The following is a 20,688-nucleotide window of genomic DNA, read 5'->3' on the forward strand; positions in this document are numbered from 1 at the left end:
GAGCCGACTCAGTAGGTGCCGGGGTAGGCGCCGCCGTCGGCCAGCACGTTCTGGCCCGTCATGTAGCCGGCCTGCATGCTGCAGAGAAACGCGCAGATGGCGCCGAACTCGGCGGGCGTGCCGAAGCGCTTGGCCGGGATGTTCTTCTTGCGAGCTTCCCACACGGTGTCGAAGTCCTGGCCGGTCTTCTGGGCCGTGCCGGCCATCGTGCCCTTCAGGCGATCGGTGTCGAAGGAGCCGGGCAAGAGGTTGTTGATGGTGACGCCCTGCGCCGCGATGGCCGTGCGCGCCACGCCGGCCACGAAACCGGTGAGGCCGCTGCGCGCGCCATTGGAAAGGCCCAGGATGTCGATGGGCGACTTCACCGAACTCGAGGTGATGTTCACGATGCGGCCAAAACCGCGCTTGGCCATGCCGTCCACCGTGGCCTTGATGAGCTCGATGGGCGTGAGCATGTTCGCGTCGACCGCCTTGATCCACGCCTCGCGGTCCCAGTTGCGGAAGTCGCCGGGCGGCGGGCCGCCGGCGTTGGTGACGACGATGTCGAAGTCATGGCCCAGCGCGAACACGGCCGCGCGGCCGGCTTCGGTGGTGATGTCGGCGGCCACGTGCTTGACGAACGGCGCGCCCGATGCGCCTGCCGCCTCGGTGAGCTTCTTCGCAGCCGCTTCCAGTGCCTCGGCACCGCGCGCCACGATCACCACGTTGACGCCCTCGCGCACCAGCGCCTCGGCGCAGCCGTAGCCCAGCCCCTTGCTCGCGCCGCACACCAGCGCGGTCTTGCCCGCAATGCCCAGATCCATGTTTGTTGCTCCTAACGTGCAGGGGCTTCGCGCCCCTTGCGTGTGAAAACGAAGATGCCCGCAATGACGAGCACCGTGCCGGCCGCGATCCACGCGGTGAACGGCTCATCGAGTATGACCACCCCCATGAGGATGGTCGACAGGGGCCCGATCATGCCGGTTTGCGCCGCCACCGCGGGGCCGATGCGCTCGATGGCCATCATGACCATCAGGACAGGCACCGCCGTGCACACCGTGGCGTTGAGCACCGACAGCCAGATGACCTCGGGCGCGAGTTGCATCGCCACGCTGATCGGTCGCGTGAGCACGAACTGCAGGATGCACAGCACACAAGCCACGGTCGTGGCCAGGCCCACGAGCCTGAGCGAACCGAGCCGCTTGACGAACTCGCCGCTGTAGACGAGGTAGCCCGCGTAGCTCACCGCGCTCAGGAACACGAGGAACGCGCCCCAGGCCGCGGCGCCACCGCCCTTGCCGCCGCCACCGGTCCAGAGTTCGTGGCCGAACACCAGCAGCACGCCGGCATAGCTCACGATCATGCCCAGCACCTGCGGGCGCGTGGCGCGCCGCCGGTAAAGGATCCAGCCGAACAGCAGCACCAGCGTGGGGTTGAGATACAGGATCAGCCGCTCGAAGCTCGCCGAGATGTAGGCGAGCCCCGCGAAGTCGAGAAAGCTCGCAAGGTAGTAGCCTGAGAAGCCCAGGCCGATGACGCCGAGCCAGTCGCGAAAGGTGAGCGCCGGCTTGCCGCGCCCCGCCCACCACGCCATCACCGCGAACAGCGGCAGCGCAAAGAGCATGCGCAGCATGATGAGCGTGATGGCGTCCACGCCGTAGCGGTAGGCCAGCTTGACGATGATGGCCTTGCCGCTGAAGGCAATGGCGCCCAGCGAGGCGAGGATGAGGCCGGGCGCAATGCTCTTTGCGCCGGCATGAGAAGAAGAGGGGATGCCGGTCTGTGCGGCGGTCTTGGTCATCCCCCGATCATCGCGCGCCCGTCAAAACCCTGCCGCCACGCCGTCGCGCCGCGGATCGCTCGCGGCCACATAGCCTTCGACCGAAGGATCGCCCGCGCGCCAGATGAACTGGCCGGCACCGAAGTCCTGGTAGGAGTCATCGATCACGTCCAGGTGGTGGCCCAGGTCGCGCAGGCCCTGCACGGTGTTCGCGTTCATCGCGGCCTCGACGTTGATCTCCAGGCCCGCGTTGAAGCGCCAGCGCGGCGCATCGCAGGCCGCCTGCGGGTTCTGCTTGTAGTCGAGCATGCGCACCAGCGTCTGCATGTGGCCCTGCGGCTGCATGTTGCCGCCCATCACGCCGAAGCTCATGACCGGCTGGCCATCCTTGGTGAGGAAGGCCGGGATGATCGTGTGGAACGGCCGCTTGCCCGGTGCCACCACGTTCGGGCTCTCGGCCTTCAGGCTGAAGCCGTGGCCGCGGTTCTGCAGGCTGATGCCGAACTCCGGCTCCACGCAGCCCGAGCCGAAGCCCATGTAGTTGCTCTGGATGAAGCTCACCATCATGCCGCTCTCGTCCGCCGCGGTGAGGTAGATGGTGCCGCCCTTGACGGGATTGCCGGCCTTGAAGTCCTGCGCTTTTTTCACATCGATGAGGCGGGCACGGGACGCGAGGTAGGCGTCGTCGAGCATCTGCTCGGTCGTCACTTCCATCGTCTTGCGCTCCGACACGTAGCGGTACACGTCGGCGAAGGCCAGCTTCATCGCTTCGATCTGCAGGTGCTGCGACTGGACCGAATCGACCGGCAGCGACGCGATGTCGAACTTCTCCAGGATGCCGAGCGCGATCAGCGCGGCAATGCCCTGGCCGTTCGGCGGAATCTCGTGCAGCGTGTGGCCGCGATAGTCGCGCGAGATCGGCTTGACCCATTCGGGCTGGTAGGCCGCGAGGTCGGCCACGGTGAGCGAGCCGCCCTGCTCCTTCGAGAACTTCGCGAGCGCCTCGGCGATCTCGCCGGTGTAGTAGGCCTCGCCCTTGGTGCGGGCAATGGCCTTGAGCGCACGCGCCGCCGCGGTGAAGCGGAAGAGCTCGCCGACCTCGGGCGCGCGGCCCCAGGGCAGGAAGGTCTGCGCGAAGCCAGGCTGCGAACCCAGCAGCGGCGTGGCCGCGGCCCACTTGCCCTGCACCACCGGCGGCACGAGGTAGCCGCGCTCGGCGATGTCGATGGCCGGTGCCAGCAGGTCGGCAAATGGCAGTTTGCCGAAGCGCTCGCTCATCGCGACCCAGCCGCGCACCGCGCCCGGCACGGTGACCGAGTCGATGCCGCGCATCGGCGGCGCGGCGGCATCGGCGCCGTACTTGGCCTTGAAGTACTCGGGCGTCCAGGCCTTGGGCGCGGGGCCCGAGGCATTCAGGCCGTGCAGTTCCTTGCCGTCCCACAGGATGCAGAAGGCATCGCTGCCGAGGCCATTGCTCACCGGCTCCACGAGCGTCATCACGGCCGCGGTGGCGATGGCGGCATCGACGGCATTGCCGCCCTGCTGCAGGATGCGCAGGCCCGCCTGCGAGGCGAGTGGGTGCGAGGTCGACACCACGTTGCGCGCAAAGATCGGGATGCGGGTCGAGAGGTAGGGGTTTGCGTAGTCAAACTTCATGCTGTGCCTTCAAAGACGGTTTGAACAATCCGGGAACGCCGCGGAACCGGCTTCGCCGGGCCGCAGGTGTTGCCCCCGGTAGGGGTTGGCGAAGCGACACGAAGTGCGCGAAGCCTGGGGGCGAGCCAATTACTCGTTGGTGATCTTGCGGTCGACGACGATTTTTTTCCATTTGGCGGCGTCGGCGGCCACCATCTTGGCGAACTGCTCGGGCGTGCCGGCCACGGCGGGCTCGATGCCCAGGCGCGCGAGCTTGTCCTTCACTTCCGGATCGGCAATGGCGTCGTTGGCCGCCTTGTTGACGCGCGCCACGATGTCGGCCGACAGGTTCTTCGGCCCGTAGAAGCCGAACCAGGTGTTCGACTCGTAGCCCGGCAGCGTGTCGGCGATCGGCGGCAGCTCGGGCGCGAGCGGCGAGCGCTTGAGCGTGGTCACGCCCAGTGCGCGCAGCCGGCCATCGCGCACATGCGGCATGCCGGTGGGGAGCGAGTCGAACAGCACGTCGATCTTGCCGCTGATGAGGTCGGGAATGGCCAGCGCCGTGCCCTTGTAGGGAATGTGCGTCACGAACACGCCGGCCTGCGCCTTGAAGAGCTCGGCCGTGAGCTGCACGATGGTGCCGTTGCCGCTCGATGCGTAGTTGAGCTTGCCGGGGTTCTTCTTCGCGTAGTCGATCCACTCGCGCACGGTCTTGGCGGGCGAGGTGACCGGCACCAGCATGATGCTGGGCGCATCGCCCACGTGGCCGATGGGCGTGAAGTCGCGCACCGTGTCGTAGGGCAACTTGGGCACGACGGCCGGGCCGATCGAATGCGTGCTGGTGGTGGCCAGCAGCAGCGTGTAGCCGTCGGCCGGCGCCTTGGCCGCCTGGTCGGAGCCGATGGCGCCCCCGGCGCCGGGCTTGTTGTCGATGATCAGCTGGGTGCCGAGCTTCTCGCCCATCTTCTGCCCGAGCGTGCGGGCGAAAAGATCGGTGGCGCCGCCCGCCGGGAACGGCACGATGAGCCGGATCGGCTTGTTCGGGTAGCCCTGGGCCAGGCTGGCGGACGAGGCGGCCACGCACAGCAGCGCAACGGCGGCCCCTTGAAGGAACTGGATTCTTTTCATGGTGCTCGGATTCTGGCCCCGTGGGGAAACCTCGCATGCTATGCAGGCGCTGCGCATCAAGCCAGATAATCCAGCTTATTCAACTATGAGCGCTGCTTATGACAAAGAACGCCACGGAAGAGGTCTCGCTGCAGCAGCTGCGGGCGCTGGCGGCGGTCGCCGAATCGGGCAGCTTCACATTGGCAGCAGAAAGCCTGCAGCTCACGCAGCCAGCCATCAGCCACCTGGTCAAGCGCATGGAAGAGCAGCTCGGGCAGCCGCTCATCGTGCGCGGCCGCCGGATCCAATTGACGAGCGCGGGGCAGGTGATGGTCGAGACGGCCGTTCGGGCGCTGCGGCTGATCGACGAATCTGTCGGAGCCTGCCGCTCGCAGTCGCAGCTGCGCGAGGGGCGCGTGGTGCTGGCCGTGGGCCACCTCACGGCGGGCGCCCTGCTGCCGCCGATGCTCGGCCGCTTCTCGCAGAAGCACCCCACGCTGGCGACCACGCTGCTGGACAGCACGGCCGAGCAGATGATCTCGCGCATCCTCTCGCAGGAGGCTGATCTCGGCTTCGGCTCCGACATCGGACAGAAGCACTCCGAACTCGCGACCGAGCCGCTGTTCACCGAGCGCATGGCGCTCTTCGTGCGCGACGACCATCCGCTCGCGCAGCGCGTGGTGGTCGATGCGAAGCACCTCGATGCGCTGCCCTTCATCCACGTCAACCCGGACGCCAACATCTGGCGCGCGGTGAGCCGCCAGCTGTCGAGCGTGGCGAACGTGTACCCGCAGGTGGTGCATCACGTGTCGATGCTGTCGACGGCGTTCGGCCTCATCCAGGCGGGCGCGGGCGTGGCGCTGCTGCCTCGCTATGTGGAGGTGCTGATGCCGGGCAATCTGCGCGCCGTGGCGGTGACGCGGCCCACGCTCGAATACCCCGTTGTTGCGGTGCGGCTGGCCAAGCATCCACTGAGCCCGGCGGCGCTGGCCTTTCTGGCGATGGCGCGGCAGCACATGAAACCGCCGCGTGCGGCCAAGCCGTAGGGGCATTCAGGGCGCGATCACGCCGCTGGTGGACATTCGCGGAGGGGAGTACCCCGTGGCCTGTGCACCCGCCCCGAACAATCCGCACGACAGAAATGAAAAACGGCGCCCGAAGGCGCCGTTTGCAGAGAGCGATAAGCAGTCGTCAGTCTTCGACGAAAGCCTCTTCGCGCTTCGATTTCACCGCAGGCAGCAGCACGATCACCAGCAGCAGCGCTGCGGCAGCCAGCAGGCTCGCGGAGATCGGACGCGTGACGAACACGCTCCAGTCGCCACGCGAGAGCAACAACGAACGGCGCAGGTTCTCTTCCATCATCGGTCCGAGGATGAAGCCCAGCAGCAATGGCGCAGGCTCGCAACCCAGCTTGAAGAAGGTGTAGCCCACCAGACCGAAGATGCCCACCATCCAGATGTCGAAAGTGTTGTTGTTGGTCGAGTACACGCCGATCGCGCAGAACAGCACGATGGCGGGGAACAGGAACTTGTACGGCACCGACAGCAGCTTGATCCACATGCCGATCAGCGGCAGGTTCAGGATGATCAGCATCGCATTGCCCAGCCACATCGAGGCGATCAGGCCCCAGAACAGCTCGGGGTTGCTGGTCATCACCTGCGGACCCGGCTGGATGTTGTGGATGGTCATTGCACCCACCATCAGCGCCATCACGGCGTTGGGCGGAATGCCCAGCGTCAGCAGCGGGATGAAGGAGGTTTGCGCACCGGCGTTGTTGGCCGACTCGGGAGCCGCCACGCCGCGGATGTTGCCCTTGCCGAAGGGCACTTCACCCGGCTTCAGCTTGGTCTTCTTCTCGATCGTGTAGGCCGCGAAAGCCGCCAGCAGCGCACCGCCGCCGGGCAGGATGCCCAGCGCAGAGCCCAGCGCCGTGCCGCGCAGCACCGCAGGCACCATGCGCTTGAAGTCTTCCTTGGTCGGGAACAGGCCCGAAACCTTGGCGGTGAACACTTCACGCTCGTCATCGGGACGCGAGAGGTTGGCAATGATTTCGCCGTAGCCGAACACGCCCATGGCGATGGCCACGAAGCCGATGCCGTCGGTGAGTTCGGGGATGTCGAAGCTGTAGCGTGCGACACCCGAGTTCACGTCGGTACCGACCAGGCCCAGCAAAAGGCCCAGCACGATCATCGCGATGGCCTTGAGCAGCGAGCCCGAGGCCAGCACCACCGCGCCGATCAGGCCCAGGATCATCAGCGAGAAGTATTCGGCGGGACCGAACTTGAAGGCCAGCTCGGTCAACGGCGGTGCGAAGGCGGCCAGGATCAGCGTGCCGACGCAGCCCGCGAAGAACGAGCCCAGGCCCGCTGCCGCAAGCGCCGGACCCGCACGCCCCTTGCGCGCCATCTGGTAGCCGTCGATCACGGTCACCACCGAGGACGATTCGCCCGGCAGGTTCACCAGGATGGCTGTGGTCGAACCGCCGTATTGCGCGCCGTAATAAATACCGGCCAGCATGATCAGCGCCGACACGGGCGGCAACGCGTACGTGGCGGGCAACAGCATCGCGATGGTCGCGACCGGGCCGATGCCCGGGAGCACGCCAATCAGCGTGCCCAGAATGCAGCCGACCAGGCAGTACAGCAGGTTGGTGAAGGTAAAGGCAACGCCAAAACCCATCGAGAGGTGGTCAAACAATTCCATGTGAGCAGCTTTCTTCTCAACCGGTGATGAAGGTCGGCCAGACCTGGATCTGCAGCTTGAGCGCCCAGATGAATGCAACGTAGCTGCCGATGGCAAGCACCGTTGCCAGGATCAGCACGGTGGGCAGCTTGAACTCGTGGCCCGCGAGGCTGGAGATGATCACGAGCGCGTAGATCGCGATGATCATTCCCATGGCCGGCACGCCGATGCTCGGAAGGCCGCCCAGGAGGATGCCGAATGCGAGGTTGGCGCCCAGAATGAACACCACCTGCTTCCAGGCCCATTTGCCGATTTTTTCGCCGTCGGTCGTTTCAACGGTGAGGCCGCTGAACATGATCCCCAGGCCGATCAAGGCCATCAGAATGCCGAGCATCAACGGGAAGTAACCGGGGCCCATGCGGGCGCCGCTGCCCACGCTGTAGGTGGTGGCGCCCCAGGCGAATCCCACACCCACTACGGTGAACATCAGTCCCGAGAAAAAGTCTTTTTGACTTTTGATTTTCACGAACAGTCTCCTCGAACAAGTTTCGATGCGGGATTGTCCGGTCAGCTTGCGGTCAGGCGGATGTGGATTTCACTAACCGAACGGTTAGGGTTAACCCAAAGAACTACATCACTCCAATGGCGGCGTGGCGCTCAGGACCTCTTCGATGGTGGTCACGCCCTCGGCCACGCGCAGTGCGCCGGCAAGGCGCAGGGGCCGCATGCCGTCGATCACGGCCTGGCGCCGCAGGCCCGTGAGGTTGGGCTCCTTGGTGACCTTGTCCTTGAAGGCCTCGGTCACGCTCAGCAGTTCGTACAAGCCCATGCGGCCCATGTAGCCGGTCATGCGGCAATCGACGCAACCCACCGGCTTGTAGGCGCGCACGGAGCCCGTGATCTGCCACGGCTTGACGATGGCCTCGAGGCTCTCGCGCGTGACCGTGTCGTCGGGCTGCTTGCAATGCGGGCACAGCGTGCGCACGAGGCGCTGCGCGAGCACGCCGAGCATCACGGCGGTGATGAGGTATGACGGCACGCCCAGCTCCATCATCCGCGTGATGGCGCTGGGCGCATCGTTGGTGTGCAGCGTGCTGAACACGAGGTGGCCGGTGAGCGCCGCCTGCACCGCCATCTCGGCGGTGGCGAGGTCGCGGATTTCGCCGACCATGATGATGTCCGGGTCCTGCCGCATCAGCGCGCGCAGGCCCTCGGTGAAGCCGAAGTCCAGTTGCGGCTGCACCTGCGTCTGGTTGAACGAGGGCTCGATCATTTCGATCGGGTCTTCCACCGTGCTCACGTTCACTTCTTCGGTCGCCACGCGCTTCAACGTGGAGTACAGCGTGGTGGTCTTGCCCGAGCCCGTCGGGCCGGTCACCAGGATGATGCCGTTCGGACGCGTGACCAGTTGCTCCCAGCGCTGCGCATCGTGCTGCGCGAAACCGAGCGCATCGAGGTCCTTCACCGCGGTGTCGGGGTCGAAGATCCGCATCACCATCTTCTCGCCGAAGGCGGTCGGCAAGGTCGAGAGGCGCATTTCGATTTCGTCGCCGCGCATGTTGCGGGTCTTGATGCGGCCGTCGAGCGGACGGCGCTTTTCCACCACGTCCATGCGGCCCAGCAGCTTGATGCGCGCGACCATCGCGTTCATCACGCCCATCGGCATCTGGTAGGCCGGATGCAGGATGCCGTCGATGCGAAAGCGGATCACGCCCTGTTCGCGCCGCGGCTCCAGGTGGATGTCGCTCGCGCGCTGGTCGAAGGCGTACTGCCAGAGCCAGTCGACCACCTGCACCACGCTCTGGTCGTTGGCGTCGAGCTGCTTGGTGCTCTTGCCGAGTTCGACCAGCTGCTCGAAGCTCGCGCCGCCGGTGTTGCCGCCGGCCTTCTGCGCGGCGCGCACCGATTTCGCGAGCGCGAAGAATTCGGCCGTGTAGCGCTGGATGTCGACCGGGTTGGCCACCACGCGCCGCACCGTGCGCTTGGACTGGCGTTCGACCTCGGCGATCCAGTCGGTGAGAAACGGCTCGGCCGTGGCCACCACCACCTCGTTGGGCAGCACCTGCACGGGCAGCACCTTGTGGCGCTCGGCGTAGGCCGCGCTCATGGTGTCGGCGACCTTGCCCACGTCGACCTTCAACGGATCGATGCGCAAGTACGTAAGGCCGGCGCGGCCGGCGAGCCATTGGGTGAGCGCCTCGAGGTCGAGCGGCTTGCTGTCGCTCTCGCGCGTCATCGCCACGTTGGCCAGGCGAACCAGCGGCGCCTGGCGGCTCTCGGCCTGCGCGCAGCGTGCGATGGTGCGCTTGGCCTCCATGGGAGAAATGACGCCGTCGGTGGCCAGCCATTCGATCAGGCGGCGCAGGTCGAGCGGGCCTTCGTGGCGGGCGGCCAGGGGGGCGGGGGCGGAAACTGCGGGAACAGCGCTCATGGGCCGGACGTTCGGGTGATGGAAGTATTCAGGGGCTTGAACACCCGCAGCCACTTCGGCGCGGGCAGACTCCAGCGAGTCTGGATCGTTTGCGCGCGCTCGGCAAGCGTCTCGCGCTTCGGGCGGCTCGGCGTGCGCTGCGCCAGCACCACCGTGTTGCCTTCGCGCGTCGGCTTGAAGGCCCAGACGGCGTCCGCGCCGAAGGCGCCAGCGATCTTCTCGAGGCTGCGCTCGTAGCTCGACGAACGGCCGAAGAGGTTGACCGTCATGCAGCCGTCTTCGGTGAGCAGCGCGCGGCAGTCGGCGTAGAAGTCTTCGCTGTCGAGCACGGGCGCTGCTGCTTCATGGTCGTAGAGGTCGACCTGCAGCGCATCGACCGTGCCGTGCCACTCGGGCTTGCGGATCTCCACGGCCGCATCGGCGATGACTACGCGCAGCTTCGGATCGTCGGCCGGCAGCTTGAACCAGCCACGGCAGGCCGACACCACCTGCGGATTGAGCTCGACCGCCGTGGTGCGCATGCGCAGCGTCTTGCGGCAGAACTTGGTGAGCGTGGCTGCGCCGAGGCCCAGCTGCATCGCATGGCGGCTGGCGACGGTCTTGCCGTCGACGAAAAGCAGCCAGGCCATCATGCGCTGCACGTATTCGAGTTCGATCTCGAACGGTGCATCGAGCTTCATCGAGCCCTGGACCCATTCGGTGCCCAGGTGCAGATAACGGATGTCGCCCCAATCGGAAAAATTGACTTCGGGGAGGACGGGGGTGGTGCGCGTGGCCATCGGATCAGGTGAGTTGGTGGGCGTCGAAGACCTCGCGCCAGGCCGCAAGCTTTCGCTCGAAGCTCCACGACGCATTGGCGGGACTGGTGGAAGGCAACGGGTAGACCGGCACGCCGAGCGCGCGCGTATGGCGCGCGTGCTTGAAGCTTTCGCCGCCGTTGTGCGCAATGGCGGCGAGCCGAGGCAACTGCAGACCGGCGATGTCGTTCGCGACCGGCGCGCGAATCGCCGAATCGAGGCTGCCTTCGCGTTCGCAGGCCGCGTACACGTCCCACACGCCCAAACCACGGTCGAGCAGCCACGTCTTCTTTTTCGCGTAGCTGTCTGCGCCGGTCGGCAGCGGGTGGTCGGGCCAGACGGCTTGCAAGATCTTCCAGAACTGGTTTTGGGGATGCGCATAGTACTGCTGCTGTTCGAGCGAGCGAACGCCCGGAAAGCTGCCGAGGATCAGCACGACGGTGGCCGGCGAGACGATGGGCGCGAGGCCTGTGAGCACCAGGGTGTCGGGGTCGGGTGCGGCGGATCGGTTCATGGACTGCATCTTGGCACTGTCGCCGCCCACAAAAAAACCCGCCGAAGCGGGTTCTTTCGAGAGCAAGGACCGAAGCCCAGGCTTACTTCTTCTTGGCGGCTTCGTTCTCCGCGGTGCCGGGGATCTTCTCGCCGATGGCAGCACCGGTGCTGCGCATGCCGTCGGCCGTCTTGTGGCCAGCGGTTTCAACAGCGTCGCCGGTCTTCACGGCGGCCTTCTTGGTGGCGTTGGTGGCCTTCTTGGTGGTGTTCTTGGTCGCGTTCCAGGCCTTCTTGGTGCCGCGCTCGGTCGCATTCACGGCCTTCTTGGTAGTGCTCTTGGTGGCATCCCAGGCCTTCTCGGCGCCGGCTTCGGTGGCGTTCACAGCCTTCTTGGTGGTGTTCTTGGTCGCGTCGTAAGCGTCCTTGCCGGCTTCCTTCACCTTCTCGGTGGTGGTCGGCTCGGCCGTTGCCGGAGCGCTGGTCTGTGCCACGGCGGACACGCCGATGGAAGCGAGCGCCAGGGCGAGCACGACAGGCATGGTGCGAACAAAAGATGTGGTCATGGAAGACTCCTTTTTGAGTGAAGTGTTGGAGTGACGGACTTGCCACTGTGCAAGCAACGTCGCTTCGAACCTCAAGGATGACAGCAAAAAGTCGGGCTCCACCCCCGTGCGCGCAACTCGGGACATTGGCCTACGCGGGGCGCGGCGCACGTTCCGACAAGGCCATCAGACTTTCGAGCTTCGGCAGCGTTTCGACCGCGTTCCGGGTGGTGGCTTCGGCCAGCGCATCGATGCCGATGCCGCGCAATCCAGCCACCACTGCAGCGATGCGCGGCAGTTCGCCGGGGTCGTTGCGGCCCTGCGCTTCGCCCGCATCGCGCTGCGCCTGCGTGCGGTAGAGCCAGTGCGGCTGGATGTCGGGCGCGTCCGTCTCCATCACGATCGAAGCAAGCGGCAACGTGGTCGCGAGCCGCCGCAATTGCAGCGCGCGTTCGAAGGTCACCGCGCCGCCGAAGCCGAGCTTGAGCCCGAGCTCGATGCAGGCGTTGGCCTGCTGTTCGCTTCCATTGAACGCGTGCGCAATCCCTTGCCATGGCCGCCCGCCCGCGGTTTGCCGCAGATGCTTGAGCACTTTGTCGACCGAACGCCGCACATGGATGAGCACGGGTAACCCGTGCTTGCGTGCCAGTTGCAACTGAGTGTGAAAAAAACGCTCCTGCTTCGGACCGTCCAGGCCCTCGACGAAGTAGTCGAGCCCGATCTCGCCGACCGCCACGAGCCGTGGATCGCCCTGTCGCGCGGTCAGCTCGGCATCGAGCCTGTCGAGGTCCGCGTCCTGCGCCTCGCCCGTGCAAAGTGGGTGGATACCCAGTGCGTAGGCATCGCCTTGCCTGTGGGCCAGTTCGCGCACGGTGTCGAAGTTGAAGGCGGCCACCGCCGGAATCACGCACAGGGAAACCCCTTGTGCCGCCGCGCGGGCGCGAATCCGCGGCATCTCCGCGCCGAATTCGGGCGCGTCCAGGTGACAGTGGGTATCGACAAACGAAGCCATCGCGCCATGATGCCCGAAGGGATGCACAGGCGCGGAAAGCGTGCTACTGTGAACTCCTTCACGCGTCTTTTTTGCCGGAGGTTCTCCGATGCGCAGGCCCGCTTTCTACAGCCGTTCGCCCCGCACGCTGCCGCCAGCCGCAGAACGAGCGGCCGATCAGGCGGCGGATGCCGCGGCAGCCCCGGATACGGCAGGCGCAGGGGGCACCGTGCAGCAGCCGCCCACCCGCACCGGCTGGCAACCGGGACGCAAGAGCTTCGCCCTCCTCCTCGTGCTCTGCGCGGCGTTGGTCACCGGCGGCACCGTGTGGTGGCCGCGCCAGGGCAAGGCAATCACGCAGAAAGACATCGACGCGGCCGTGCTGCGCACGATGCAGACCGCCTCCCTCCCCTCGCCCGCCGCCAGAGCGGCCGACATCATCCGGCCCTCGGTCGTTCGCGTGGTGGGCTACGGCCCCGAGAAGGCCACGCCCGAAGCCAAGACCCAGAAGCGCGGCCGCAACATGGCCAAGGGCAAGCCACCCGAGGCGCCGCTCGACGGCGCGGCACCCGGCGAAGTCGAGCGCGGCGTGGGCACCGGCGTGGTGATCGTCGACAAGGGCGTGATCCTGACCAACCTGCACGTCGTCGCAGGCTCCGAGAAGATCAAGGTCACCTTCGCCGACGGGCTCGAAGCGGTGGCCGTGATCACCGGCGTGCAGCCCGAGAACGATCTCGCGGTGCTGCAGGCGCAGAAGATCCCCGACGACCTGATCCCCGCCGCAATGCGCTCCACCGCCGACCTGCGCCCCGGCGACCAGGTGGCGGCCGTGGGCTTTCCCTTCGGCATCGGGCCGTCGGTGTCGGCCGGCGTGGTGTCGGGCCTGAAGCGCTCGTTCCGCTCGCCCGAGGGCAAGCAGGAGCTGGGCAACCTGATCCAGTTCGACGCGGCCGCCAACCCCGGCAACTCGGGCGGCCCGCTCATCAACATGGACGGCGAGGTGCTGGGCATCGTCACCGCCATCCTCAACCCGACGCAGCAGCGCACCTTCATCGGCATCGGCTTCGCGGTGCCGATCGAGAACGCGGCCTCTGCGGCAGGTTCGCCGCCTTTCTGATTTCTTCGAAAGAAAGCCCTTCGCATGAGCACCGAGAACCCGATCCCTTCAACCTTCGCCACCGCGCCCGCCACCGCCGAGCTGATGGAGCAGATCCTCTACGAGGTCAAGCGCGTGGTCGTGGGCCAGGACCGCTTTCTCGAGCGCGTGATGGTCGCGATGCTCGCGGGCGGCCACCTGCTGGTCGAAGGCGTTCCCGGGCTCGCGAAGACGCTCACCATCAAGACGCTGGCCGACACCGTGCGCGGCCATTTCAAGCGCATCCAGTTCACGCCCGACCTGGTGCCGGCCGACCTGGTGGGCACGCGCATCTACAACCAGAAGACGGGCGAGTTCAGCACCTCGCTGGGCCCGGTGTTCGCCAACCTGCTGCTGGCCGACGAAATCAACCGTGCGCCGGCCAAGGTGCAGAGCGCGCTGCTCGAAGTGATGCAGGAGCGCCAGGTCACCATCGCCGGCGAAACACACAAGGTGCCGCGCCCCTTCCTCGTGATGGCAACGCAGAACCCCATCGAGACCGAAGGCACCTACCCGCTGCCCGAGGCGCAGGTCGACCGCTTCATGATGAAGGTGCTGGTCGATTACCCGAGCGACGAGGAAGAGTTTGTCATCGTCCAGCGCGTGATCGGCCCGGCGGTGGAGGCCAGCCCGGTCGCCACCACCGAGCAGCTCGCGGCGCTGCAGGCGGAGGCCCGGCGCGTGTACGTCGACCCGTCCCTCATCCAGTACGCGGTGAAGCTCGTCTCTGCCACCCGCACGCCCGAGAAGCACGGCCTGAAGGACATGCGCCGCTTCATCACCTTCGGCGCGAGCCCACGCGCGAGCATCAGCCTCACCGAGGGCGCGCGTGCGCTCGCGCTGCTGCGCGGCCGCAGCTACGCGCTGCCCGAGGACATGACCGCGCTCGTGGCCGACGTGCTGCGCCACCGCGTGACGCTTTCCTATGAAGGGCTGTCCGAAGGCCTGACGCCCGACAGCCTGATCGAGAAAATCATGCGGGCCATCCCCGCACCACCCAAACCCTTGGAACATGAAAAGCTGGTGGCGTAAGGCCCCCGCGGCCGCGAACGACGAACGGCTCGCAGCGGAAGCCGGCGGGGCCGAACGCGCGCTGCGCCGCCTCGAATGGACGGTCATCCGCCGCCTCGACGGCCTGCTGCAGGGCGACTACCGCACGCTGATGCGCGGCAGCGGCCTGGACCTGGCGGACCTGCGCGAGTACCAGCACCACGACGACGTGCGCCACATCGACTGGAACGTCACCGCTCGGCTGCAGACGCCGCATGTGCGCGTCTTCACCGAAGACCGCGAGATGGCCGCCTGGTTCGTGCTCGACCTGAGCCGCTCGGTCGATTTCGGCTCGGGCCTGAAGGCCAAGCGCGAGATCTCGGCCGGCTTCGTCGGCGTGCTCGCGCGGCTGCTCACGCGGCACGGCAACCGGGTCGGTGCGCTGGTCTACGGCAACGACCTCGAGGCGGTGATCCCGCCGCGCAGCGGCCGGCGCCATGTGCTGCATCTGCTGCACGCGATGGAGCGCCGTGCCGACAAGGCGGACGGCCCCGCGCAAAAAGGCATGACCCGCCTGGACGATCTGCTGAAGTCCGCCGCCACGCTGATGCCGCGCCGCTCCACCGTCTTCGTGGTGTCCGACTTCCTGAGCGAGCCCGGCTGGGAGCGCCCGCTGGGCCAACTGGTACAGCGGCATGAAGTGATCGCCGTGCGCCTCTTCGACCCGCTCGAACTCGAACTGCCCGACCTGGGCCTCGTGCCGCTGCGCGATGCCGAGACCGGCGAGCAGCTGTGGGTCGACACCCACGATGCCGGATTTCGCAAGCGCTTTGCGCGCCTGGCCACCGAGCGCGAGGCGACGCTGCGCGCCTCGCTCGCCAAGGCCGGCGTCGATGCCCTGGAGCTTTCGACCAGCGACGACCTGGTGGAAGCCATCGTTCGTTTTGCCGACCTGCGCAAGCGCCGCACGCGCGTGGGCGCAGGGTCGGTCTCGGGCAGCGTGAAGGCGGTGGCAGCATGACTTTTCTCTGGCCTCAATTCCTCTGGTTGCTGGCGGCGTTGCCGCTGCTGGTGTTGCTCTATGTTTGGCTGATCCGCCGCAAGAAGAAGATGGCGGTGCGCTATGCGAGCCTGTCGATCGTGCGCGAGGCGATGGGTGCAGGCCAGAGCTTCAGAAGGCACCTTCCGCCCTTGTTGTTCCTCCTGGCCATGGCCGCGATGCTGGTGGCCGCGGCGCGGCCGATGGCGGTGGTGATGCTGCCCTCGAACCAGCAGACCATCATCCTTGCGATGGACGTCTCGGGCAGCATGCGCGCGGCCGACGTGCTGCCCAACCGGCTGGTGGCGGCGCAGGAAGCGGCCAAGAGCTTCATCAAGGACCTGCCGCGCACCGTGAAGGTGGGCATCGTCGCCTTCGCGGGCAGCGCGCAGGTGGCGCAGCTGCCAACCACAAACCACGACGACCTGGTGACCGCCATCGACAGCTTCCAGCTGCAGCGCGCGACCGCCACCGGCAACGCCATCGTGGTGTCGCTCGCCACGCTGTTTCCCGATGCCGGCATCGACGTCGAGCAGTTCAGCGCACCGAGCCGCCAGCGCGGCACGCCGATCGACCAGACCGAGAAGAAGCTCAAGGATTTCACGCCCGTGGCGCCCGGCTCCTTCACCTCGGCCGCGATCATCATGCTGACCGACGGCCAGCGCACAACGGGCGTCGATCCGCTCGATGCGGCCAAGGCCGCGGCCGACCGCGGCGTGCGCATCTACACGGTGGGCGTGGGCACGGTCGATGGCGAAACAATCGGCTTCGAAGGCTGGTCGATGCGCGTGCGGCTCGACGAGGAAACGCTCAAGGCCGTCGCCAACAAGACCAATGCCGAGTACTTCTACGCAGGCACCGCGAACGACCTGAAGAAGGTCTACGAAACGCTGAGCTCCAAGCTCACCGTGGAGAAGAAGGAAACGGAAATCTCGGCGCTGTTCGCGCTCGGCGCGGCGGTGCTCACGCTGCTGTCGGCCGGGTTGTCGCTGCTCTGGTTCAACCGGATTCTTTAGCGCTCGTTGCGGTTGCGGGCTGCGCATCCGCGCAATCCGGCGACTTCACAGCCCCGATGCCCCCAAGGAAAAGATCGGCCACGATCGGCGCGATCGCCGCGTGGTCGAGCTTTCCGCCAGGCTTCATCCAAGTGAACATCCAGTTGATCATGCCGAACAGCAGCATGGTCAGGGGCTTGGCCAGGTCGTCGCTCGGCGCGCCGGGCCGCAGCGCCGACACCGCGCGCGCAAAGCCCGCGACCACCTCGCGCTCCTTGTCGAGCACGCGCTCGCGGTCTTCCTCTTCGAGAAAGCGCACGTCGTCGGTCAGCACGCGGTGCGCGTCCTGCGCGCCGGCGTATTCCTCGACGATGCGGTAGATGAAGCGGCGAAGGCGCTCTTCATCGGTCTGCGTCGACGCCTCTTCCTCGGCCACCAGCGCCGCGAGCTTCGACACATGCGTCTCGGCAATGCTGATGAGCAGGCTGCTCTTGTCCTTGTAGTAGTGATAGAGCGTGGCCTTGGAGAGGTTGCACGCCTCGGCCACCTGGTTCATCGACGTGGCGGGGTAACCCCGGCGCGCGAACAGCTGGGCGGCCTGCGCGAGGATCAGTTCGCGCTGGTCGTCGTAGGTGGCGGATCTTCCACGCGGCATCGGGTCGGGTTCCTTGGATTCAAGCGGTTGGGGACAGCGCGCGATCTTGCATGAAGCGGGCGGCGGGTCAGAGGTTGAGCCTCTCAGCCGCGCCGCGTGGCAATGAGCGAACGCACGTCGATGGCCGGCAGGCGCGGGCGGTCCGCCTCCTTCTCGGCGAGCGGCGCCACTTCGCGCAGGCTCGCGAGGCTGCGCACCGTCAGCGCCTGGTAGACGTGCGTGCCTTCGAGCTTCCAGGCGATCTCGTCGTCGCTGAGCTCGCGCTTCACTTTTGCCGGAATGCCCGACACCAGCGACCGCGCCGGCACCTTCATGCCGGCCGGAACGAAAGCACAGGCCGCAACGATGGCCTTCTCGCCGATCTCAGCCTCGTCCATCACCACCGCGTTCATGCCCACCAGCGCATCGCGCCGCACGATGCAGCTGTGCAGGATCGCGCCATGGCCGATGTGCCCGTTGACCTCCACCACCGTGTCGTTGTCGGGAAAGCCGTGGATGCAGCAGTGGTCCTGCACGTTGGAGCCCTCCTCCAGCACGATGCGGCCGAAGTCGCCCCTCAGGCTCGCGCACGGGCCGACATAGCAGTTCGGGCCGACGATCACGTCACCGATCAGCACGGCACTGGGGTGCACATAGGCGCTCGGGTCGACGACGGGAATCACGCCGTCGATGGAATAGCTGGGCATTCGATGGGGCTCCTTTTTTGCGGTCTCAGGGTTTGCCCTGAATCAACCCGCTTGTGCCGGGATTGCGGTCAATCCTAAAATCAACCGAACGGTCGGTCAATAGTGTTTACTAGCCGATTCGTACCCACACAAGGATGAAAGACACGCCATGTCGGAACCTTTAGTTCTCGTCAGCAACGCCGATGCCGTCCGCACGCTGAGCCTCAACCGCCCTGCGGCGCTCAACAGCTTCACGACCGAGCTGCATGCCGAGTTGATGGCAGCGCTGGAATCGGCAGCCAGGGACGACAGCGTGCGCTGCGTCGTGCTCACCGGCGCCGGCCGCGCCTTCTGCGCCGGCCAGGACCTCGCCGATCCCTCGGTCGCCCCCGACCCCACGCCTGGCGCCGCGCCCAAGGACCTGGGCCGCGTCATCTCCACTTACTACGCCCCGCTCGTCGCACGCCTTCGCTCGATGCCGGTGCCGGTGGTCGCGGCCGTCAACGGCGTCGCGGCCGGCGCGGGTGCCAACCTCGCGCTGTGCTGCGACCTCGTCGTGGCCGGCCGCTCGGCCAGCTTCATCCAGGCCTTCACCAGGATCGGCCTCGTGCCCGACACCGGCGGCACCTGGCTGCTGCCACGCCTCGTCGGCTCGGCACGTGCGCTGGGCATCGCGCTGCTCGGCGACAAGCTCCCCGCCGAAGAAGCCGCGCGCATCGGCCTCATCTGGCAGTGCGTGGACGACGCGGCGCTGGCCGATACGGCCGCCGCACTCGCCTCGAAGCTCGCAACCATGCCGACCCGCGCCCTCGTCGCCACCCGCCAGGCGCTGACCGCGGCGCAGGACATGAGCCTCGATGCAGCCTTGGCCGAAGAAGCCCGCATCCAACGCGAAATGGGCAACGCCAACGACTACCGCGAAGGCGTCGAAGCCTTCCGCGCCAAGCGCGCGCCCGTGTTCAAGGACCGCTGAGCCATGACCGAACCCACCCGCACGCCCCAGCAGACGGCCGAGTACGTCCGCGACGGCATGCTCGCCAACGACAACGCCACCCAGGGCCTTGGCATGCGCATCGTCGAGGTCGGCCCCGGCCAGGCCACCATCCAGATGCAGGTGCGCCCCGACATGCTCAACGGCCACGCCACCTGCCACGGCGGCTTCATGGCCACGCTGGCCGATTCGACCTTCGCCTTCGCCTGCAACTCGTACAACGAGCTGACCGTGGCCTCGGGTTTCTCGATCGACTTCATCGCTCCCGCGCGCGAAGGCGATGTGCTCACCGCGCGCTGCCACGAGGTCTCCAAGGCCGGCCGCACCGGCGTGTACGACACCGAAATCACCAACCAGCGCGGCGAGCGCATCGCGATGTTCCGTGGCCGCTCGTACACCGCCAAGGGCCGCCCCGCCGTCGCTGCCTGAACGAAGAGACAAGACCACCATGACCGCCCGACACCCCGCCCCCGGCGAACTCGATCCCATCGAAACCGCGAGCCGCGACGAGATCGCCGCGCTGCAGCTCACCCGCCTGCGCGCCACGCTGCAGCGTGCCTACGACCACGTGCCGCACTACCGCCGTGCCTTCGAAGCGAAGGGCGTGCACCCTGACGACCTGAAGTCGCTCGCCGACCTGTCGAAGTTCCCGTTCACGGTGAAGAGCGACCTGCGCGACAACTACCCCTTCGGCATGTTCGCCGTGCCGCGCGAACAGGTCGCGCGCATCCATGCGTCGTCGGGCACCACCGGCAAGCCGACCGTCGTCGGCTATACGCTGAAAGACATCGACACCTGGGCCGGCCTCGTCGCCCGCTCCATCCGCGCGGCGGGCGGGCGGCCCGGCGACATGGTGCACGTGTCGTACGGCTACGGCCTCTTCACCGGCGGCCTCGGCGCGCACTACGGCGCCGAGCGCGCGGGCTGCACCGTCATCCCGATGTCGGGCGGCCAGACCGAGAAGCAGGTGCAGATCATCCAGGACTTCAAGCCGGACATCATCATGGTCACGCCCAGCTACATGCAGGTGATCATCGAGCAGTTCGAGCGGCAGGGCCTCGACGCGAAAGACAGCTCGCTCAAGATCGGCATCTTCGGCGCCGAGCCGTGGACCGAGGCGATGCGCCGCGACATCGAGGCCAAGGCCGGCATCGATGCGGTCGACATCTACGGCCTCTCCGAAGTGATGGGCCCCGGCGTCGCGAGCGAATGCGTCGAGAGCAAGGACGGCCCGGTGATCTGGGAAGACCATTTCTATCCCGAGATCATCGATCCCGAAACGGGCGAGCTGAAGGCCGACGGCGAAGAAGGCGAACTGGTCTTCACGTCGCTCAGCAAAGAGGCGATGCCCATCATTCGCTACCGCACGCGCGACCTCACGCGCCTCCTGCCGCCCACCTCGCGTTCGTTCCGCCGCATGGGCAAGATCGTCGGACGCAGCGACGACATGATGATCATCCGCGGCGTGAACGTCTTCCCCACGCAGGTCGAAGAGATCGTGCTGGCGCACGGCGCGCTCACCGGCCTCTACCAGGTGCACGTGAGCCGCGAAGGCCTGCTCGACCAGGTCGAGGTGCACTGCGAGCTCGCGCCTGCCGATGCGGCCGCGGCCGACCGCGCCGCCATCGCCGACTGGGTGCAGCACCGCGTGAAGACGCTGGTGGGTATCTCCAGCCGCGTGGTGGTGCACGCCCCCAACGAGATGGAACGCACGCAGACCGGCAAGGCCCGCCGCGTGATCGACACCCGCCCGCGCTGACGCGCAAGGCCCCCCCACAC

The 20,688-nt window shown here is 66.9% G+C and carries 21 protein-coding genes; 8 read left to right on the plus strand and 13 right to left on the minus strand.

Annotation, left to right across the window (positions count from 1 at the left end; translation table 11 throughout):
- Positions 1 to 8 precede the first annotated feature (8 nt).
- The 4 genes from J2W23_RS23855 to J2W23_RS23870 all read right to left on the minus strand — a co-directional run bounded on the left by J2W23_RS23855 (position 9) and on the right by J2W23_RS23870 (position 4,522).
- The gene (locus J2W23_RS23855) at positions 9 to 803 is read right to left on the minus strand and encodes an SDR family oxidoreductase (protein WP_176660479.1); all 795 of its coding nucleotides are present in this window, start codon (positions 801 to 803) and stop codon (positions 9 to 11) included.
- Between the two features lie 11 nt (positions 804 to 814).
- A complete protein-coding gene (locus tag J2W23_RS23860; protein ID WP_176660478.1) occupies positions 815 to 1,780 on the minus strand; it encodes a DMT family transporter in 966 nt (321 codons plus the stop codon).
- A 21-nt stretch (positions 1,781 to 1,801) separates the two neighbouring features.
- Positions 1,802 to 3,415, minus strand: a complete 1,614-nt coding sequence (locus tag J2W23_RS23865; RefSeq protein WP_307650503.1) for a gamma-glutamyltransferase family protein — start codon at positions 3,413 to 3,415, stop codon at positions 1,802 to 1,804.
- Between the two features lie 129 nt (positions 3,416 to 3,544).
- Positions 3,545 to 4,522, minus strand: a complete 978-nt coding sequence (locus J2W23_RS23870) for a Bug family tripartite tricarboxylate transporter substrate binding protein (RefSeq protein ID WP_307650504.1) — start codon at positions 4,520 to 4,522, stop codon at positions 3,545 to 3,547.
- Positions 4,523 to 4,620: 98 nt separating this feature from the next.
- Between J2W23_RS23870 and J2W23_RS23875 the strand changes: the two genes are divergently transcribed.
- Positions 4,621 to 5,547, plus strand: coding sequence for a LysR family transcriptional regulator (locus tag J2W23_RS23875; protein WP_176660476.1), 927 nt, complete (start codon positions 4,621 to 4,623; stop codon positions 5,545 to 5,547).
- 145 nt (positions 5,548 to 5,692) lie between these two features.
- Here the strand turns inward: J2W23_RS23875 and J2W23_RS23880 are convergent, their stop codons facing one another.
- From J2W23_RS23880 to J2W23_RS23910, 7 genes are all read right to left on the minus strand, one after another.
- Entirely contained in the window at positions 5,693 to 7,204 is a 1,512-nt protein-coding gene (locus J2W23_RS23880; protein ID WP_176660475.1) for a tripartite tricarboxylate transporter permease, read from the minus strand.
- 16 nt (positions 7,205 to 7,220) lie between these two features.
- Positions 7,221 to 7,709 (minus strand): tripartite tricarboxylate transporter TctB family protein, encoded by a 489-nt coding sequence (locus J2W23_RS23885; RefSeq protein ID WP_042578771.1) that lies wholly within the window; start codon positions 7,707 to 7,709, stop codon positions 7,221 to 7,223.
- A 108-nt stretch (positions 7,710 to 7,817) separates the two neighbouring features.
- On the minus strand, positions 7,818 to 9,614 hold the full coding sequence (locus tag J2W23_RS23890) for a GspE/PulE family protein (RefSeq protein WP_176660474.1): 1,797 nt from the start codon (positions 9,612 to 9,614) through the stop codon (positions 7,818 to 7,820).
- Positions 9,611 to 10,393 (minus strand): spermidine synthase, encoded by a 783-nt coding sequence (locus J2W23_RS23895; protein ID WP_307650505.1) that lies wholly within the window; start codon positions 10,391 to 10,393, stop codon positions 9,611 to 9,613. The genes J2W23_RS23890 and J2W23_RS23895 overlap by 4 nt, the downstream gene beginning before the upstream one ends.
- A gap of 4 nt (positions 10,394 to 10,397) precedes the next feature.
- Positions 10,398 to 10,925, minus strand: coding sequence for a DNA-deoxyinosine glycosylase (locus J2W23_RS23900; protein WP_307650506.1), 528 nt, complete (start codon positions 10,923 to 10,925; stop codon positions 10,398 to 10,400).
- Positions 10,926 to 11,007: 82 nt separating this feature from the next.
- Positions 11,008 to 11,469, minus strand: coding sequence for a hypothetical protein (locus J2W23_RS23905; RefSeq protein ID WP_176660471.1), 462 nt, complete (start codon positions 11,467 to 11,469; stop codon positions 11,008 to 11,010).
- A gap of 130 nt (positions 11,470 to 11,599) precedes the next feature.
- Positions 11,600 to 12,460 (minus strand): TatD family hydrolase, encoded by an 861-nt coding sequence (locus J2W23_RS23910; RefSeq protein WP_307650507.1) that lies wholly within the window; start codon positions 12,458 to 12,460, stop codon positions 11,600 to 11,602.
- Positions 12,461 to 12,548: 88 nt separating this feature from the next.
- On the opposite strand from J2W23_RS23910, the gene J2W23_RS23915 reads away from it, so the two are divergent.
- Genes J2W23_RS23915 through J2W23_RS23930 form a run of 4 tightly spaced genes read left to right on the plus strand, consistent with a single transcriptional unit; the run spans position 12,549 to position 16,619 of the window.
- On the plus strand, positions 12,549 to 13,556 hold the full coding sequence (locus tag J2W23_RS23915; protein WP_307650508.1) for a S1C family serine protease: 1,008 nt from the start codon (positions 12,549 to 12,551) through the stop codon (positions 13,554 to 13,556).
- Between the two features lie 24 nt (positions 13,557 to 13,580).
- Positions 13,581 to 14,606 (plus strand): AAA family ATPase, encoded by a 1,026-nt coding sequence (locus tag J2W23_RS23920; protein ID WP_176660468.1) that lies wholly within the window; start codon positions 13,581 to 13,583, stop codon positions 14,604 to 14,606.
- Positions 14,587 to 15,585, plus strand: a complete 999-nt coding sequence (locus J2W23_RS23925; RefSeq protein WP_176660467.1) for a DUF58 domain-containing protein — start codon at positions 14,587 to 14,589, stop codon at positions 15,583 to 15,585. The genes J2W23_RS23920 and J2W23_RS23925 overlap by 20 nt, the downstream gene beginning before the upstream one ends.
- Positions 15,582 to 16,619, plus strand: coding sequence for a VWA domain-containing protein (locus J2W23_RS23930; protein ID WP_013539797.1), 1,038 nt, complete (start codon positions 15,582 to 15,584; stop codon positions 16,617 to 16,619). The genes J2W23_RS23925 and J2W23_RS23930 overlap by 4 nt, the downstream gene beginning before the upstream one ends.
- Here the strand turns inward: J2W23_RS23930 and J2W23_RS23935 are convergent.
- Both J2W23_RS23935 and J2W23_RS23940 read right to left on the minus strand, forming a co-directional pair.
- Positions 16,603 to 17,253 carry a TetR/AcrR family transcriptional regulator gene (locus tag J2W23_RS23935; protein WP_176660465.1) on the minus strand — a complete coding sequence of 217 codons (651 nt, stop codon included), beginning with the start codon at positions 17,251 to 17,253 and terminating at the stop codon, positions 16,603 to 16,605. The two genes, J2W23_RS23930 and J2W23_RS23935, sit on opposite strands and share 17 nt — an antisense overlap.
- Positions 17,254 to 17,336: 83 nt before the next feature.
- Entirely contained in the window at positions 17,337 to 17,939 is a 603-nt protein-coding gene (locus J2W23_RS23940; protein ID WP_176660464.1) for a phenylacetic acid degradation protein PaaY, read from the minus strand.
- A 148-nt stretch (positions 17,940 to 18,087) separates the two neighbouring features.
- Between J2W23_RS23940 and J2W23_RS23945 the strand changes: the two genes are divergently transcribed.
- Genes J2W23_RS23945 through paaK form a run of 3 tightly spaced genes read left to right on the plus strand, consistent with a single transcriptional unit; the run spans position 18,088 to position 20,668 of the window.
- Positions 18,088 to 18,891, plus strand: a complete 804-nt coding sequence (locus J2W23_RS23945) for an enoyl-CoA hydratase-related protein (RefSeq protein ID WP_307650509.1) — start codon at positions 18,088 to 18,090, stop codon at positions 18,889 to 18,891.
- A gap of 3 nt (positions 18,892 to 18,894) precedes the next feature.
- Positions 18,895 to 19,338: a hydroxyphenylacetyl-CoA thioesterase PaaI gene (gene paaI / locus J2W23_RS23950; protein WP_307650510.1), complete on the plus strand. Its 444-nt coding sequence runs from the start codon at positions 18,895 to 18,897 to the stop codon at positions 19,336 to 19,338.
- A 19-nt stretch (positions 19,339 to 19,357) separates the two neighbouring features.
- Positions 19,358 to 20,668: a phenylacetate--CoA ligase PaaK gene (paaK, locus tag J2W23_RS23955; protein WP_307650511.1), complete on the plus strand. Its 1,311-nt coding sequence runs from the start codon at positions 19,358 to 19,360 to the stop codon at positions 20,666 to 20,668.
- Positions 20,669 to 20,688: the final 20 nt, after the last annotated feature.

The sequence above is a fragment of the Variovorax boronicumulans genome (genome assembly GCF_030812215.1).
In the GTDB taxonomy this organism is placed as follows: Bacteria; Pseudomonadota; Gammaproteobacteria; order Burkholderiales; family Burkholderiaceae_C; genus Variovorax; species Variovorax boronicumulans_C.